This window comes from Fibrobacter sp. UWR4 (genome assembly GCF_003149045.1).
In the GTDB taxonomy this organism is placed as follows: Bacteria; Fibrobacterota; Fibrobacteria; order Fibrobacterales; family Fibrobacteraceae; genus Fibrobacter.
On the sequence record NZ_QGDU01000004.1, the window covers coordinates 97,063 to 115,442 of the forward strand.

The 18,380-nt window shown below is 51.0% G+C and carries 5 protein-coding genes; 2 read left to right on the forward strand and 3 right to left on the reverse strand.

Translation table 11 applies throughout. The features are described from left to right. Positions 1-3 precede the first annotated feature (3 nt). Together BGX12_RS02850 and BGX12_RS02855 are read left to right on the forward strand one after the other, a co-directional pair. Positions 4-7,311 carry a tandem-95 repeat protein gene (locus BGX12_RS02850; protein WP_233246220.1) on the forward strand — a complete coding sequence of 2,436 codons (7,308 nt, stop codon included), beginning with the start codon at positions 4-6 and terminating at the stop codon, positions 7,309-7,311. Between the two features lie 217 nt (positions 7,312-7,528). Then, positions 7,529-10,360, forward strand: a complete 2,832-nt coding sequence (locus BGX12_RS02855) for a T9SS type A sorting domain-containing protein (RefSeq protein ID WP_109734580.1) — start codon at positions 7,529-7,531, stop codon at positions 10,358-10,360. 97 nt (positions 10,361-10,457) lie between these two features. On the opposite strand, the gene BGX12_RS02860 is transcribed toward BGX12_RS02855, so the two are convergent. The 3 genes from BGX12_RS02860 to BGX12_RS02870 all read right to left on the reverse strand — a co-directional run bounded on the left by BGX12_RS02860 (position 10,458) and on the right by BGX12_RS02870 (position 18,225). After that, the gene (locus BGX12_RS02860) at positions 10,458-12,062 is read right to left on the reverse strand and encodes an ABC-F family ATP-binding cassette domain-containing protein (RefSeq protein WP_109734581.1); all 1,605 of its coding nucleotides are present in this window, start codon (positions 12,060-12,062) and stop codon (positions 10,458-10,460) included. A 21-nt stretch (positions 12,063-12,083) separates the two neighbouring features. Continuing rightward, complete coding sequence (locus tag BGX12_RS02865; RefSeq protein WP_158278149.1) at positions 12,084-13,586, reverse strand: glycosyl hydrolase family 8; 1,503 nt, start codon at positions 13,584-13,586, stop codon at positions 12,084-12,086. 163 nt (positions 13,587-13,749) lie between these two features. Next, positions 13,750-18,225, reverse strand: coding sequence for an acyl-CoA dehydratase activase (locus tag BGX12_RS02870; RefSeq protein ID WP_109734583.1), 4,476 nt, complete (start codon positions 18,223-18,225; stop codon positions 13,750-13,752). Positions 18,226-18,380 lie beyond the last annotated feature (155 nt).

The following is an 18,380-nucleotide window of genomic DNA, read 5'->3' on the forward strand; positions in this document are numbered from 1 at the left end:
AAAATGAGACGAAAGAATTGGTCTGTGGCGGCACTCCTTGCTTCTGCTGGACTTCTTGCTTCCCTTGGTGTAGCTCAGGAAGCTGGTGAAGCAGCAGCAAATGAAGCACCGTCTGTAAGTGGAATTCCTGGTGAATCCATTGATGAAGGTGGCAAGTTTGCTCCTATCAAGCTGGACCAGTATGTGTCCGACGATATGGACAAGCCTGAACAGCTCAAGTGGTCCGTTAGTGGCAACAAGATGCTGAAGGTTACCATTTCTAAGGATCGTATTGCAACGATTGAAACTCCGGACCAGTACTGGAACGGTAACGAAGACATTACCTTCGCTGCTACCGATACTAAGGGCGCCGTAGGTTCCGAAACTGCGAACTTCAATGTTGAATCCGTGAACAATCCGCCGGTGGTGGCTCAGATTCCTGACCAGACCATCGATGAAGGTCAGAAGTTCACCAAGATTCGTCTGGATGACTTTGTTACCGACCCTGACCATCCCAAGAACCAGATGCTCTGGGAATTTGACATTACTCCCAATGGCAAGGATCAGGCCGAAGGTGACCTGAACGTGGAAATCGACCAGAACCGTGTCGCTACCATCGTTATTCCCGATCCCAACTGGTATGGTTCCGCTAAGATTAAGTTCACTGCAACTGACGGTGAATATGCTAGCGATTCCAAGACTGCAATCTTTACCGTGAAGCCTATCAACGATGCTCCGGTCATGCAGAAGATTCCTGACCAGACCATCGAAGAAAAGAACGAATTCGAATCCATCAGTCTCACTGATTTCGTAACTGATGTGGATGACGATGTTTCCAAGCTGAAGTGGACCATTACTGGCGGTAAGGACTTGAAGATCGATGTCGATAAGTACGGCACCGCAAATATCAAGATTCCGAATGAATACTGGAATGGTTCTGAAAACTTCACCGTCACTGCAACTGATGCTGCTGGCGCTTCTGCAAGCTCCAAGCTCACCCTTACAGTGAAGTCCATCAACGATGCTCCGGAATTTGTACAGGAAGTTCCTGAACAAACTATCGAAGAAAAGCAGGAATTCAAGCCTATCGAACTGGATAAGCTTGTTAAGGATCCTGATCATCCTTACGAACAACTTAAGTGGACCGTTTCTGGCAACAAGGACCTGAAGGTCAATATTGCTGGTAAGACTGCTACCATCAAGATTCCGAACAAACTCTGGAACGGCAGCGAATCCATCAAGTTCAAGGTTTGCGATCCGGAAGGCGCTTGCGCTGAATCCGAAAATTCCTTCACCGTCAACTCTGTAAATGACGTTCCGACTTTCGTGAAGACCATCCCGAACCAGAACATTGACGAAAAGAAGACTTTCGCCAAGATCAAACTGGACGATTACATCGAGGATGCTGACCACAAGAAGAGCGAACTCTCCTGGGAAGCCGATGTGAAGCATCAGGGAAAGGAACCGGAATCCGGTACCTTGAATGTAAATATCGATGAATCCCATGTGGCATCCATTGAAATTCCGGATACCTACTGGAACGGTACTGCAGTGGTGACCTTCACCTGTACTGACCCCGAAGGCGCTTCCGTAAAGCAGAACGTTACTCTGTCTGTAAAGTCGATTAACGATCTGCCCGTATTCACCAAGATTCCTGATCAGACCATCGAAGAAAAGAATGAATTCAATTCCATTAACCTGGAAGAATTCCTTTCCGATGCTGACCATGACATTTCCAAGCTGAAGATTGATATCACTGGCAACAAGGATATCAAGGTCGATCTGAATTCCAAGACTCGCGACGTTTCCTTCAAGACTCCGAACGAACTCTGGAATGGTTCCGAAACCATCACCTTTACTGCAACCGACCCGGAAGGCGGCGTTGCCAAGACTCAGATGAAGCTGACCGTGAAGTCCATCAATGATCCTCCCGTCATGAAGGACATTCCGGAACAGACCATCAAGGAAAAAGGCCAGTTCAAGCCTGTTGAACTGGACAAGTATGTTGAAGATCTGGACCACTCTAAGGATAAGCTGAAGTGGACTGTTACCGGTCAGCGTGAACTGAAGGTTGTTGTGGACGGTAGCCGTGTCCTGAAGGTTACTCCGCCCAGCCCGCAGTGGAACGGTTCCGAAACACTCACCATCAAGGTGACTGACCCGGAAGGCGCAACAGACGAACGCACTGTTGCATACACCGTCGAATCCGTGAACGATGTTCCGGAATTTGTAAAGCAGATTGCTCCGCAGACTATTAAGGAAAAGTCTCAGTTCCAGCCCATCAAGCTGGGTGAAATGGTCCGTGACCTGGATAATAAGCTCAGTGACTTGACCTTCACCGTTGATGTGAAGTCCTCTGTCAAGGGTAAGGACGCCGGCCTCACTGTTGAAATTGATGCTCAGCAGGTGGCTAAGATCATCATTCCTAACAAGCTGTGGAATGGTGCCGACGAAATCACCTTTACTGTCACTGACCCGGAAGGCGCAACCGCTTCTTCTAAGGCTCTGTTCACCGTTCAGTCCGTGAACGACGTTCCGACCCTCAAGAAGATTCCTGACCAGATGATTGACGAAAAGATGGAATTCGCATCCATCAACCTTGCTGAACTGGCTGCTGACGCTGACCATGAATTCAAGCTGTTGAAGTGGTCCGTCTCTGGCAACAAGGACCTGAAGATTGATATTTCCAAGGATGGCGTTGCTACTGTTAAGACTCCGTCCAAGCTGTGGAACGGTTCCGAAAAGGTAACCTTCACTGTTACTGACCCGGAAGGCGCTTCTGCAAAGAGCGAAGCTGTGTTTACAGTGAAGTCCATCAATGACGCTCCTGTCATGAAGGATATCGCAAACCAGACCATCAAGGAAAAGGGCGAATTCAAGTCTATTGACCTGAATGAATACGTCACCGACCTTGACCACGACAAGAAAAACCTGAAGTGGACTGTTTCTGGTAACAAGGACCTGAAGGTTGTTGTCGACAATAACAAGATTGCTACTATCACCACTCCGAACAAGTACTGGAACGGTTCTGAAAAGGTAACCTTCACTGTTACTGACCCGGAAGGTGCAATGGATAAGCGCACTGTTACCTTCACTGTTGAATCTGTCAATGACCTGCCTGTATTCACCAAGCCCATCAAGGACCAGACCATTCAGGAAAAGCGTGAATTCGCTATTATCAACCTGAACGATATCGTCAATGATCCGGACCATAAGGCTGAACAGTTGACTTGGTCCTTCGACGTGAAGGGCGCAAAGGGTGCTCCTAAGGGTTATACCCCCAAGCTGACCGTCTCTGTGGATGACCAGCGTATGGCTAAGGTTGTCATTCCGGACAAGTATTGGAATGGTGCCGAAGAAATCACCTTCAAGGTTGAAGACCCGGATGGTGGTAAGGCAACTTGCACCGCTCTGTTCACCGTTGCATCTGTGAACGATGCTCCGATTATTGGCAAGATTAATGACCAGACCGTTAACGAAAAGGAATCCTTTGCTGACTTTGACCTGGCTGCAATCGTTAAAGATCCGGATCACGCATTCGATAAGCTTAAGATTGAAGTTACTGGCAATAAGGATTTGAAGGTGAACGTGGGTAAGGACGGCAAGGTTTCCGTCAAGACTCCGAGCAACCTTTGGAATGGTTCTGAAAAGATTACCTTCACTGTCACTGACCCGGAAGGTGCCTCTGCTAAGGCTACTGCCGCATTTACCGTGAAGTCCATCAACGATCCTCCTGTCATGAAGGATATTGCTGATCAGAAGATCAAGGAAAAGGGCTCCTTCAAGTCCTTCAACCTGGATGATTTCGTTACTGACCTCGATCATCCGAAGGCTAAGCTGAAGTGGAAGATCGAAGGTGCTAAGGAACTGAAGGTTGCTATGGACGCAAGCCACAATGTGTCTATCTCTCAGCCGAATCAGTACTGGCATGGTTCCGAAAAGATTAAGTTCTCCGTTGTCGACCCTGAAGGCGCAACCGATAGCCGTACCGTTACCTTCACAGTAGAATCCGTGAATGACGCTCCGGTCTTCGTACGCGAACTGAAGGATCAGTTCATCGACGAAAAGAAGGAATTTGCAAAGATCAAGCTGGATGACCTGGTCAATGACCCGGATCACCAGAAGGGTGAATTGAAGTGGAGCTTTGATGTGAAGCCTGCAAAGGCCGGTGCTGCAGAAGCATCCGCAAAGGGCAAGAAGGCAAAGAAGGCTGAACCTGAAACTGCTGCTCCTGCAACTGAATCTCTTAACGTGAAGGTAGAAACTGTCAATGGCCAGCGTGTCGCTGTAATCGCTATTCCCAACAAGTACTGGAATGGTGCTGCTGACATTACCTTCAATGTAACTGACCCGGAAGGTGCAAAGGCTTCCAAGACCGCACACTTTGAAGTTCGTTCTATCAACGATGCTCCGAAGATTTCCGACAAGGCTCCGAAGGGTGAAACCATCCGCGAAGGTGGCCGTTTCAAGACTGTTGACCTGTCCACTCTCGCTTCCGACCCGGATCACAAGACTTCTCAGCTGAAGTGGAGTGTTTCTGGCAATAAGCAGCTGAAGGTGGATCTCCGTAAGGATAACACTGCTATTGTCTCTGTGCCGAATGACCAGTGGAATGGCAAGGAAATGATTACCTTCACCGTTACCGACCCGGAAGGCGCTTCTGCTAACGTGAAGATGGTCTTCGAAGTGACCCGCGTGAACGACGCTCCGGTACTGGTAAAGAAGATTGCTGATCAGAAGATCAAGGAAAAGGAAACCTTCAAGCAGATCAAGCTTGACGAATACGTGAAGGATCCGGATAACAAGCCCAATGAACTCATTTGGACGGTTACCGGTAACAAGAAGCTGAAGGCTGAAATTTCTCCGAGCCGCGTCCTTACCGTTAGCGCTCCTGATCCGCACTTCTGGTGTGCTCCGGAAGCTCTGGTGATCATGGTGAAGGACCCGGAAGGCCTGGCAACTTCTCAGATCGTGAACTTCGAAATCACTTCTGTGAACGATGCTCCTGTCATGAAGGATATTCCTGACCAGAAGATCAAGGAAAAGGGTATCTTCAAGGAAATCGACCTGAACAAGTTCGTGAAGGATCCGGACCATGCTAATAATGAACTGACCTGGACCGTCAAGGTCGCTAAGGTTTCCGCTGCTGCCGCTCCTGCCAAGAAGCCTGCTAAGAAGGCTGCCAAGAAGGGTAAGGAAGCTGCCGCCGAACCTGCTGCTGAACCGGCCGATGAATTCCAGGTTGAAATTGACAGCAAGAACATTGCTCGTGTGAAGTTGCCGAATAAGTACTGGAACGGTGAACGTAACGTGACCTTCACTGTTACCGACCCGGAAGGTGCTAAGGATTCTCGTACTGTCAACTTCCTCGTTGAATCCGTGAACGATGCTCCTGTGATTAAGCCTATCCCGGTTCAGTCTATTGAGGAAAAGAAGCAGTTCGAACCTATTGACCTGACTCAGTATGTTTCTGATCCGGATCACAAGTTTGAACAGCTGAAGTTCCAGCTCTCTGAACCTCGTGCACTCAAGGCATCCATCAATGCCAAGAAGCAGCTGGTGGTTACCACTCCGAACAAGTACTGGAATGGTTCCGAAAAGATTAAGCTGGATGTCTATGACCCGGAAGAAGCTAAGGCTTCTGTCCAGATCGTCTTCGAAGTTACTCCGGTAAACGATCCTCCTGTAATCAAGCACATTGCTGGTCAGAAGATCAAGGAAAAGGAAAAGTTCCAGGTGGTTGACCTGTCCAAGGCTGCAGAAGACCCGGACAACAAGCCCAATGAACTGACCTGGACGGTTACTGGCAACAAGGCTCTGAAGGTCGATATCAAGGGTACCCGTGCTCAGATTCTCACTCCGAATCCCAACTGGAACGGTAAGGAAACTCTGACCTTCACTGTGAAGGATATTGCAGGTGCATCCGCATCTACCACTGCTACCTTCGAAGTGATCCCGGTGAACGATCCTCCTGCTCTGAAGCCGGTTCAGCCTTTCACTATCGATGAAAAGAAGACCTTCGCTCCGTTTGACTTTAGTAAGGTTGTGAGCGATCCGGATAACAAGCTGGAAGAACTGGTTTGGACTCTGGATAACGAAACTCCTGCTTCCAAGAATGCTAAGGCTGGTGGTAAGAAGGGTAAGGCTGCTAAGGGTAGCGAACCTGCCGTCAAGCATGAACTGCACTTCGAAATCAGCGATAAGGGTGTCCTTACCTGCGAAATTCCCAACAAGCTGTGGAACGGCTCTGAAACTGTGACTGTGAACGTCTTTGACCCGGCTGGCGAAAAGGCTTCTGTCCAGGTGAAGTACACTGTTAAGCCGGTGAACGATCCTCCTGTTGTTAAGGAAATTCCGGGCCAGGAAACCTTCGAAGGCAAGCCCTTCAAGACCATCAAGCTGGACCAGTACGTAACTGACCCTGACCACAAGGTTAACGAAATCAAGTGGAAGGTCTCTGGCGCTAAGAATCTTGCTGTGGAAATCAACGGCAACCGTGAAGCTAACATCCGCCCGAAGAAGGGTGACTGGTTCGGTGATGAAACTCTGGTATTCACTGCACAGGATCCTGCTGGTGGCATGGACAAGGCTGTTGCTAAGTTTGTCGTAAAGCATGTAAATGCTGCCCCGATTATGAAGCCGTTCCGTGAAGATGGCTATACCATCAAGGAAGACGATAAGGGTGGTGTGATTGCTCAGTTCAACCTGCAGCAGATTGCTCGCGACAAGGATCATCGCTTTGAAGACCTGAAGTGGTCCTTCACTGGCAATAAGTTCCTCGTTGTGAAGTATGACAAGAACAAGAAGACTGTTGCTGTGATGCAGCCCCATGAAAACTGGAACGGCAAGCCGGAAAAGATTACCTTCACTGTGACTGACCCGGATGGCGCAAAGGCTAGCCAGAGCGCAATCTTCACTGTCATGCCTGTGAATGACCTGCCGGTCGCAAGCAATATGACTTACATGACTCAGGAAGGCGAAGAACTGAAGGTTTCTGCTTCTGAAGGTCTGATGTCTGCAATTAGCGATGCCGATGGCGAAAAGCCGGTCTCTGTTCAGGTTGTCCAGAAGCCGCGCAACGGTAAGATTACCTTAAACGAAAAGGATGGTTCCTTCACCTATATGCCGAATAAGGGCTTCTCCGGTCTGGATGAGTTCACTTACAAGGCCAAGGATCCGGCTGGTGCCTTCTCCAACATTGCGACTGCAGAAGTCAACGTCAGCTTCAAGATGAATGACCTCCGCGGTGGTAAGAAGGCCGAAAAGAAGGCTGAAGAAAAGAAGGAAGAACCGAAGGATGCTCCTAAGGGCAAGAAGAAGAAGCGTAAGTAATCTTTGAACGCCTGGGAATCTTCCCTGAAATTCAAAAAGATCCTGTGGATAAAACCACAGGGTCTTTTTTTTCGTGACGAACCGATTGTGTTTCGGATTGGAAACCTTTGTTGTAAAGTTCTCAAGGGTAAGTTTGGGTGTAGGGTAATTATTAGGGCAATACCTGCTCCATGGATTTATATTAGACTAGGTGATATTGAAACTTTATATTAAAGGGATGATTATGGTGAAAGGTATGTTTTGGGTTGCAGGTCTTGCTTTTGGACTGTCTGTATGTTCTAGTGCAGTAAGTGCAGCAGAAATGGCTTCTTCTGGCTATAGCTGGAGTGCGGTTAGCATGGGTGGCGGCGGATTCGTGAGTGCAGTGATTGCATCTCCGCTTGAAAAGGGCCTTTTTTATGCCCGTACGGACGTGGGTGGCGCCTATCGTTGGGATGAGGCTACTGCCCGCTGGGTATCCCTCATGGACTGGGTTGATATTTCTGAACGTGGTTTACTTGGTGTGGAAGCTATTGCTGTCGACCCTCAGGAAGAAGGCGTCGTGTATATGATGACCGGGACCACTTACTGGAATAATGGCCGAAGCGCTTTCCTCCGCAGTAAGGACCGTGGTAATTCCTGGGAAGTTCTCTACACTTTGGATACTGACGGCACTAAGGGTACTAAGGTGGAGCGTTTTGGCGCTCATGGTAATGGCATGGGCCGCGGTAACGGTGAAGCCTTGGCCATTGACCCAAATAATTCCAAGATTATGTTCTATGGCTCCAAGAATAAGGGCCTGTGGAAGTCGGAGGATAACGGCTCTAGCTGGACTCATGTGGATGCATGGACAAAGGCGGCTGGCTCCGATACGACCTGGAACGGTTCCGGTTTTAGCTTTGTTCAGTATGCTCCCGGTAGCTCAAAGAATCTTTACGCGGGCTTCCTTCGTGAAGGAACCTCAGCCGGCAAGACTTTTGAAAACGTCTTTAAGTCCGAGGATGGTGGCGCTACCTGGAAGGCATTGCCGATTCCCGATGAACTGCGTACTACCAAGGGCGGCGGCATTGTACGCCTGATGCCCCAGCGAGCTGTGATTACCAAGGATGGTAACACCATGGTGGTTACTTTTGCCGATGGCGCTGGCCCTCATTCCATGGGCTGGGACGAAGGCTGGGGCCCCATCTGGGATGGATTTGGCCGTGGTTCCGTCTTGAAATGTGACTTGAAGACGGGTACCTGGACTGACGTTTCCCCTGAAGATTATCTGGATGGGGAAGGGGAGGCCAAGTACGATATGACGGACTACTCCAACACGGATAAGTACGAATATATTGCACCTTATGGTGGCATTACCATTAACCCCAATGATGATCTTGAAATGGTGGTGACAACCGAGGGTTACAATGGCCCTCAGTTCTGGTACAAGAAGGATCAGGATGGCAAGGATGTCTGGAGTGACCGCTGGGGTTCCAACATATTCCATACGACCGATGGCGGTGAAACCTGGGTAGCATCCTTTAGATATTACTGGATGGAAGGCGGTGTTTATCCTACAACTCAGCAGATGGATGCCAATGGAATCGGCTGGATGCATGACGGTTCCATTCACTGGGCGGGAAGCGTTGCTATGGATCCTTTTGATCATGACCGCGTTTTCATTACGTCCGGTAATGGTATTTTCCGTACGGACAACCTGACGGATTATTCCGTCAAGAAGGCTGAAAACTCCTGGGAATCGGACGAAGTGACCATGAACCAGGTGTGGCATTTTAGCGCTCACGGCGTGGAGGAAACGGTTCCTTTTGAAGTGGTGAGCATTCCGGGCGGTCCCATGATTTCCATCATTGGTGACTACGATGGTTTCCGTCACGAAGACGTAACCAAGTTTCCGCAGTATCGCCACATGACCAATGTGAGTGGAACTGCAGTCCCGCTGGGAACGACTCAGGGCCTGGCATACGCCTACAAGTCTGGCACGCTGGTAAAGGTGGCTAATGCACGAGCCTACGAGGGAAAGTACAATGATGTTCCTATTGAACCGCTGCAGTTCTCCAGCGATTCTGGCCGTACATGGACGGTGGGGACTTACTGCGATTTGAGCCAGAAGATCGCCAATGGTACTGCAGCCATCTCTACGGATGGTGAGGTCGCCCTCTTTGTTCCTATGGAAGGAAGCACTAGCGTCTATCGCCATAGCAATGCCGCCTATACGGAAGTGACGGGTATCGACAATGGATCCTTCGTGGTGGGCGATCCGGAAAATGCGGATGTATTCTATGCCTATAACAAGACGGAAGGCAAGTTCTATAAGAGTTCCGACAAGGGAGCCTCTTTTGCGGCTGTTGGTACTCCTGGTGTAAGTGCCTTCAAGAAGTTCCGTGCTATTCCAGGCTATGAAGGTGACCTGTGGTTGCCTATTGCGGTGCAGGATCCTTCTACGGGTGTGGGCGTCAGCGGAAGCCTGCAGCACTCTACTGACGGTGGCAAGACCTGGACTGCGGTATCCGGCGTCGGTTACTGTGAAGCCGTTGGTTTTGGGGCTCCCAAGACCAAGGGCGGATATCCCGCAATTTACGTGTATGCCACTATTGATGGTGTGACGGGCGTATTCGGCTCTGACGATAAGGGGGTGACTTGGACCCGCGTGAACGATGACGGCCATGAATATGGCGGTCTGGCAAATGGCGAATTCGTGATGGGCGACATGAACACTTACGGTGTCGTGTACATGAGTACTGCGGGTAGAGGCATTGCTGTGCGCGTTCCCGACAATTGGGACATGAACAGTTCTACTTCTAACGGTAGCCTGAAGGTTGAATCCAAGGCTCCTGCGGTATCCAGCGCCAAGGCTGTTTATGCCCACGGTAACCTGGAACTGACCTTGAAGAATGCTGGGGCCCGAGTGTCCGTGTTTGATATGAAGGGCAAACGGTTGCTATCCCGCGAATATAACGGTTCTGCAAGCGTTCCCCTGAAGGAACTGATTAGCGCCAAGGGCAGTTACTATGTGCGGGTCGAAAGCGGAAAGCAGGTGCTGTTCAGTAATCGCGTGCTGATTGCCCGATAAGAATATCTTGTTCTGTGAAAAACGAAAAATCCAGCGGGTTTTACCTGCTGGATTTTTTATTACGAGCGGATTTATTTCTGATTCGTAATATGGAAAATTACTTTCCGCGCTTGCCCTTGGAGGACTTGGATTCGTACCATTCATCGAAGGTAATGGAACGATCGAGGACGCCGTCCGGTGTCAGTTCAAGAACGCGGTTTGCAACGGTCTGTGCAAATTCGTGGTCCTGAGTACAGAAGATGATGGGGCCCTGGAAAGCGGTCAGGCCGTTGTTCAGGGCGGTAATGGCTTCCAAGTCCAGGTGAGCGGTGGGTTCGTCCAACAGCAGGCAGTTTGCGTTGGAAAGCATCATCTTGGAGAGCATGCAGCGGACCTTTTCGCCACCGGAAAGGACGTTACAGCACTTCAGGGCTTCTTCGCCTGTGAAGAGCATACGGCCAAGGAACCCGCGGATGAAGGTTTCGTCCTGTTCCTTGCTGTACTGACGGAGCCAATCCACCAGGGAGAGCTCGCTTTGGAAGTAGGCGTCGTTGTTCTTGGGGAAATAGTTCTGGGTAATGGTGTTGCCCCATTTGATGACGCCTTCCGGTGCCGGGGTTTCACCAGCGATCAGCTGGAAGAATGCGGTCTTGAGAGTGCCGTATTCGCCAACGAGAGCCACCTTGTCGCCAGCGTTCAGCTTGAAGTTCAAACCCTTGCAGATAATGCCGTCGCCACCGTCGATAGTTGCGTTGTTCACTTCCAGCACAATTTTACCCGGTTCGCGGTCCATCTTGAAGTTGACCCAGGGGAACTTACGGCTGGAGGCCGGCATTTCATCCACGGTCATCTTGTCCAGGAGCTTCTTACGGGAAGTGGCCTGCTTGGCCTTTGCTGCGTTGGATGCGAAGCGGCGGATAAAGGCCTTCAATTCTTCGATCTTTTCTTCGGCACGGCGGTTCTGGTCCTTGCGCTGTTTCTGGGCCAGCTGGCTAGCTGCATACCAGAATTCGTAGTTACCACCGTAGATGTTGATCTTGCCGTAGTCGATATCGCAAGTGTGGGTGCAGACCGTATTGAGAAAGTGACGGTCATGGCTCACCACGATCACCACGTTTTCAAAACGCTCGAGATAGTCTTCCAGCCAGGCGACGGTATCCAGGTCCAAGTGGTTGGTAGGTTCGTCAAGGAGGAGAATGTCGGGGTTTCCAAAGAGGGCCTGTGCCAAAAGCACGCGGATTTTCTGGTTGCCATCCAGGTCTGCCATGAGGCTGTAATGGAATTCTTCAGGAATGCCAAGACCCTTCAGGAGGACGGCTGCGCTGGAGTCGGCTTCGTAACCGCCGATTTCGCCAAAGCGTTCTTCCACCTTGATGGCTTCCTCGCCTTGTTCGTCGGTCATTTCCGGAAGAGCGTACAGTTCTTCGCGACGCTTGCCCAGTTCGTACAGTTCCGGGAAACCCATCATGACGGTTTCCAGAACGGTGTTCTGTTCGTAGGCGAAGTGGTCCTGCTTAAGGACGGCAATACGTTCGCCAGGGTTCTTGGTGACTTCACCAGTGTTGGGTTCCAGATCGCCAGAAAGGATCTTGAGGAATGTGGATTTGCCAGCGCCGTTTGCGCCGATAACGCCATAGCAGTTACCAGGCTTAAAGGAAAGATTTACTTCCTTGAAAAGGACGCGGCTGCCATACTGAAGACTTACATTAGAAACATTTAACATGGCGCCAAATTTAGAAAAATTTTAATGAACCTTAAAGAGTTTCTTGCCGTTCAGGCCGTACTCAATCCAGCGATCTTCGGAATCCTTACGCAAAATTCGTACTTGTCCCTTGTTGCGGACCAGCTTGACAGAACTTTCTGCAATGGAGGGAGTAAGGGTGTTGCCGATAGCGTCCGGTTCCTGGCCCGGATTTTCCTGGCTGGATTCGGAAAGGCTGGTGGTAAGACCAACTACAGCCTGCTTGGGATTGTCGATATCGTCTTCAATGTTACTGAATACGCCAGACATCATGGAGGTTCCGAACCAGCCCAGGAATTGCTCGAAATACATCTCGTTATGGAGGGTGTCTTCTTCCATGCCGCTGGGGTCTACTGCCAAACCGAAATAGTCCGCGTCCTTGTCGTAGAACTTAGCCATTTCCTGGCTGAAAGCCTTCTTGTCTTCGTCGGTACCTACGGCCATGGCGGCAGTTGCCCACATGCCGATGGTCATGGGGCTATGTTCACGACGGTGGCGGGTGATGGTTCCGCCCACCATATCCGTCCATACATCCTCTGCGGGGAGAAGCTGGCCGTCCATCTGGAAAAAGTTTGCGGCTTCTGCTCCGCCGATGGAGTTGATGAAATTCATGGAATTCTGGAGGAATGTCTTGGCGCGGGGTTCGTCAAACCAGATGGCGTCAATGGCGACGCGCCACAAAATACGGATGGCATCCTTAAAGAAGGCCTTTGCGTTAAAATAGGCGTTGTAACCCAGGGATCCGGAGGGGCTTCCATCGGGCTTCATCCAGTCAGGAACCATGCCCAGACTGTAGCCGGGACTATTGGCGATAATTTCATAGCTGCGGTCTACCACCTTGTTCCAGTCATGATTGGAATCGTACTTTGCAAAAATCTTGTACCAGGCGGGGGAGAAATAGCCCACATTCACGAAACTCTCTCCGCCCCAGCCTGCGCCAGGAGCCAGAGTACCCTTACTGGTAATCTGTTCCGTTTCCCACATTTTGCCCATCATCTTCTTGGCGTGTTCCAGGTATTTTTTCCCGGAAGGATCTGTATAATCTTTCCACTTGCCCCCATCCACCAGTTTCTGGGCAAAGACCAGAGAGAGAATGATATCTTCTTCTGCGTCTGTTGCGGCGCCTTGCGACTTGCTGCCACTCAGTTTCAGCTGCCAGTCGTAAAAGTTGCCGTTCCACATTTCCTTGTTGGCTGCAGACCAAATCTTGTTGAAGGTTTCCTGATCGTTGGCATAAAGGGCCACCAGCATTCCGTAGCCCACCGCTTCACTCACTGCGTCCCCAGGGTATTCGCTCTTGGGACGGTGAACCAGACCTGCGCCCACACCATTTTCGTACGGTGCAATGTTGCGCTTTTTAAGGCCATTCCAGGTCTTGTCCAGAACCTTATTCCAGAAAGCGGCATCAACCTTAGGTTGAGTATTAGGGATCTCCTGTACTGCGGAAACGCTGGATACAGCTGCGCATACCGAAAGTGCGATTGCAGGAATGAAACTCTTTTTCATAAACATCTCCAAACTTTATTCCGCACTAAATATAAGCCCGAATTTTTTGAAATAAAATAGAGGCGAGGATAGTTTTTGTATACAGGAGAAACATGGCTGTTTTACTGAAAACGAAAAATGCCGACCCTTATGGGCCGGCATTTAATGGCTTTTTCCCTATGAATTAGGCCTTAGCCTGTTCTGCACGAACCTGGTTTGCCTTTTCCAGTTCACGAGCGTTGATAATCAGCATCTGCAAACGGTTTTCGATGTTTGCAAAGCTGGTATCCGGATCGTAGTCCAGAGAAAGCACCTGGATGTGGGGGCAACGTTCCTTCACAGCCTTGGTGAGACCTCGGCCGGAAATATGGTTAGCCAAGCAGGCGAAGGGCTGCAGGATGATATGGCTATTGATGCCATGCTGGGAGTTGTACAGAATTTCGCCCGGGATCAGCCAGCCTTCGCCGGTGTTGTAAGTCGGGTCGATGATGTCACCCACCATGTGGATCAATTCATAGCAGTCTGCATGATGTTCATACAGCTTGAAGCGGGATTCCATTTCCTTGCGGACCACTTCCAGAGCGTGAGTGTAAACCTTGGCGGTTGCACCACCCACCACTCGGTCACTAATGGGATTTGCGGAGAAACCGCGCTTCAGCTTTTCGGCACGGACGATTTCGTCCACGCGGAAGAAGTCGGTCATGCCCGGCAGGTAAACTTCCATGCCGTTGTTCATGAGGTATTCTTCGATGAAGCCGTTTGCGCTGGGGTGGTAATTCATGAGGATTTCACCCAGAACAGCGACGCGAGGCTTGCGGATACCCTTCTTACGGTCTTCGGTGATTTCAACGGAGTTGAATGCATCGATGGTCTGACGGAAGAGATCGAGAACAGCCTTCGGGTTCACCAGTTCCAGCTTGGACAGGATTGCAGCACGTTCCATGACCTTGGGCATCCATTCGTCATAAACCTTCTGGGTATCACCCTGGTTTACTTCGTAGGGGCGCAGTGCACGGTACATAATTTCGATGGCATCCATAGTCACGAGACCCCACAGCATGTGGAGACGGAAGTCGAGACCCAGCTGGAAGCCCGGATGCATGTTCTTGTTATCTGTACCGGTGGTGATGATGGAAACGTCCTTGTAGCCGGCTTCGTCCAGAGCCTTACGGGCGAGAACCGGGTACTGCACGGCGCGGCAGTTTTCGCAGTTCTTGGAAAGACCGATGGACACTTCTGTCTGCTTGGCTTCAGGATGCTGTTCCAGCCACAGGAGGTTTTCGCCGATGTTCACCTGGCAGGGGAAACAGATATCGTTATGGACGAACTTCTTACCCAGTTCAATAGCACGCTTGTCTGCTACAGGAAGGCTTGCTGCCTTGTAGCCCTTGGCGCGCATATAGGCTGCTGCCAGCACGCTGAATGCGGGGGAGAGGTTCGGCACCAGGATAGTACGGCGTTCCTTGTCTTCCTTGAGGAACGGCGTGGTGAAGAGCGGTTCGTTGGATTCCGGTTTGTCGGGCAAGTTGGCTGCACGACGGGCCTTCACGGTTTCGATAAAGCTCTTGATACGGATGCCTACAGGACCGCGGGCGTCGCCTTCGTCCAGTTTCAGCATCAGCATTTCCTTGTTGGAGTCACGATGCAGCATACGCATCATTTCGTCCGTAAGGATAGAGTCGTGACCGCAGCCGAAGCTTACGATCTGGGCCAGTTCCACATTCGGGTCCTTAGCGGCGATCATGGTGGCGCCAAGCATACGCAGGTGGAAGGTATTCTTGATTTCCACACGGGTGTGGTTCGGAATATCCTGGTCGTAAACGCCCGGGAGAGATTCGGTAGTAAGCACCGGAATGCCCATGGCGGTAAAGTGAGTTGCAATGTTGTGGTTGATCAGCGGGTCCACATGGTAGGGACGGCCGGCGATGACCACGGCGAAGCTGTTCTTTGCACGGACGTCATCCAGGATCTTCTGGCCTTCTTCCAGCAAGGAGGTGCGGTAGTTGTTGAGGGCCTTTTCGCCTTCGTCAACAGCCTTGGAAATCAGCTTCTTGTCCAAGCCCCAGTTCTGGCTGAACCAGTCGATGGTCTGGGAACGACGGAGCTTTGCGTTGAACCAGTGGAATACGGGCTGGTCCATGGGAATGTTGAAGTTGCGTTCCGGATCGTCGGTATTCTTACAGACGTTAGGATAAGCCTGGACCACCGGGCAAACTGCAGTTGCGTCAAACTTGGTATGGTCACTGGGAATTGCAACCATCATGGGGAAGAAGATGCGGTCCACCTTCTTTTCGATGAGGCTAAGGACGTGACCATGGACCAGTTTTGCCGGGAAGCAGACGGTGTCGGAAGGCACGCTGTGAAGACCTGCTTCGAACATCTTGTAGTCGGAGCTACGGCTGACAACGACCGTGTAACCGAGGCTGGTGAAGAATGCCTTCCAGAAGGGGAGGCTTGCCCAGAATTCAAGTGCGCGAGGAATACCGATGGTCTTCTGAGTACCATCAGCCTTCAGCTGCGGTTCCACCAACTTGGCCGGAGCGTAGTCCTTTACCAGGAGCTGGTTGGTGCGCTTGATCATGTCGGGCACAGACATCATCTTCTTGTTAATTTCGGCAATGAGTGCCTTTGTCTTCGGATCGTTGGGATCGGCAGTGACCTCACCACGTTCGCACCGGTTGCCGGTGACGAAGCTCTGGCCATCGCTAAAGGTAACGATGGTACGGGAGCAATGGTTGGTGCAGTACTGGCAGAGCTGACCCGGCTGGTTGTGCCAGCTGAAGGTCTTCATGGCGTCGAGGCCGATGAAGCTAGACTTCAATTCCGGATTGGTCTTGCGCTTTTCTTCCATGTACTTCTTGGTGAGAAGTGCGATACCGATTGCACCCATTTCACCCGGACGTTCCGGACGGATGGGCTTTAAACCTGTGTACTGTTCGAAGGCGCGGAGCACAGCGTTGTTCTTGAAGGTTCCGCCCTGCACAACCACCTTCTTACCGAGGGTGTTGAGGTTACGGATACGGATCACCTTGGTGAACACGTTGTTAATGATAGAACGGCAGATACCTGCGATAATATCTTCGGGCTGCTTACCATCACGCTGTTCGGTAATGATGGAACTGTTCATGAACACGGTGCAGCGGGAACCCAGCTGAGACGGGCTCTTGGCGTCGAAAGCCATCTGGGCAATCTTTTCCATGGGGATACCCAGGGAACGTGCGTATGTTTCGATGAAGGAACCGCAACCGGAGGAGCAGGCTTCGTTCAGGATAATGCCTGTCACCACACCGTCAGTGACGGAGATGGCCTTCATGTCCTGACCGCCGATATCCAGGATGAAGGATACATCGGGGCAGAGACGCTGTGCGGCGTTTGCGTGAGCTACCGTTTCCACAGTGTGGTAGTCCGCATGGACGGCCTTAGCGAAGAGCTGTTCGCCGTAACCGGTGGTACCCACACCCAGAATGTTCAGCTTGCAGCCGTATTCTTCGTAGCGGTCAATGAGTTCGTTCATGGCGCGCTTGAGCACCGCCAGAGGTTCACCGTCGTTACTTGCGTAGAAACCGTCTACGATGTTGTCCTGTTCATCCATCAGGACGAACTTGGTAGTGGTAGAACCGGCGTCGATACCCAGGTAGACATTCAGTTCAGAACCAGAAGCGGGCTGCGGGTAGTTGTTGCCTGCCATCTTGTGATCTTCCAGGAACTGCTTGTATTCAGCTTCATCCTTGAAGAACAAGTCTGCGGCAGCCTTTGCCTTGTGTTCGGCCTGACGAGTTTCGTTAAAGTGAACCAGGGATTCCAGTGAACCTTCTTCGCGGTAGTAGCATTCCTGACCGGCGAACATGGAACCAACGGAAAGGGCGGCGCCCATAGCTACGAGAACTTCGGAATGTTCAGGCACAATCGCCTGTTCGTCCGTAATGCCCAGACGTTCCTTAAAGGCGCGCACGAGGGTCGGGTTAAAGGTCAGCGGGCCACCTTCGAAAATGACGGGCGGCTTGATTTCCATACCCTGGGCAAGACCACCGATGGTCTGCTTTGCAATGGCGTGGAAGCTGGAAAGGGCGATATCTTCCTTGGCGATACCGTTGTTCAGCATGGGCTGAATGTCAGTTTTCGCGAACACGCCGCAACGGCCGGAGATTTCATAAACCTTCTGGCCACGCTTTGCGAAACCTTCGAAGGCCTCGGTCTTGATGCGGAGGAGTTCTGCAACCTGGTCAATAAAAGCACCGGTACCACCTGCGCAGACACCGTTCATACGCATGTCGCTGGCGATAAGCTTGCCTGTGGTGGGATCCTTTTCGAAGAACACCACCTTGGCGTCCTGACCACCCAGTTCAATGGCAACCTTAGTTTCGGGATAGGTAGCACGTACGGCGAGAGCGTTTGCAACCACTTCCTGTACGAAGAAGGCGTGAGTTGCGTCTGCGAAGGGCTGACCGCCACTGCCGCAGAAGGCTACTCTGAAGTTCTTGCCCGGAAAAAGACCGTGGGCTTCACGCAGCACCTCATGGACCTTCTGGGCCTGCATGGCGTTATGGCGCTGGTATGTGTAGTGCAAAAGCTTGGAGGTTTCCGGATCAACGACGGCAATCTTGACGGTTGTAGAACCGACGTCGACACCGACCCATAAATCATTCTTTGTAGTACTCATAGTGCGGGCAAAGATAGTAATTAGTAGACTGTAGACAGTAGGAAGTAGACAGGATTTCGGGGAAGAAAAGTCTTTTTCTATATTCTAAGCCACAAACCCACTACCAACTACCCACTACCAACTACCAACTACCAACTTCCAACTTCCTACTTCCT

Excerpts from the sequence above, each read along its gene's own strand:
- BGX12_RS02850 (WP_233246220.1), top strand. The coding sequence starts at position 4 with ATGAGACGAAAGAATTGGTCTGTGGCGGCACTCCTTGCTTCTGCTGGA.
- BGX12_RS02865 (WP_158278149.1), bottom strand. The coding sequence starts at position 13,586 with ATGAAAAAGAGTTTCATTCCTGCAATCGCACTTTCGGTATGCGCAGCT.
- BGX12_RS02860 (WP_109734581.1), bottom strand. The coding sequence starts at position 12,062 with ATGTTAAATGTTTCTAATGTAAGTCTTCAGTATGGCAGCCGCGTCCTT.
- BGX12_RS02870 (WP_109734583.1), bottom strand. The coding sequence starts at position 18,225 with ATGAGTACTACAAAGAATGATTTATGGGTCGGTGTCGACGTCGGTTCT.
- BGX12_RS02855 (WP_109734580.1), top strand. The coding sequence starts at position 7,529 with ATGATTATGGTGAAAGGTATGTTTTGGGTTGCAGGTCTTGCTTTTGGA.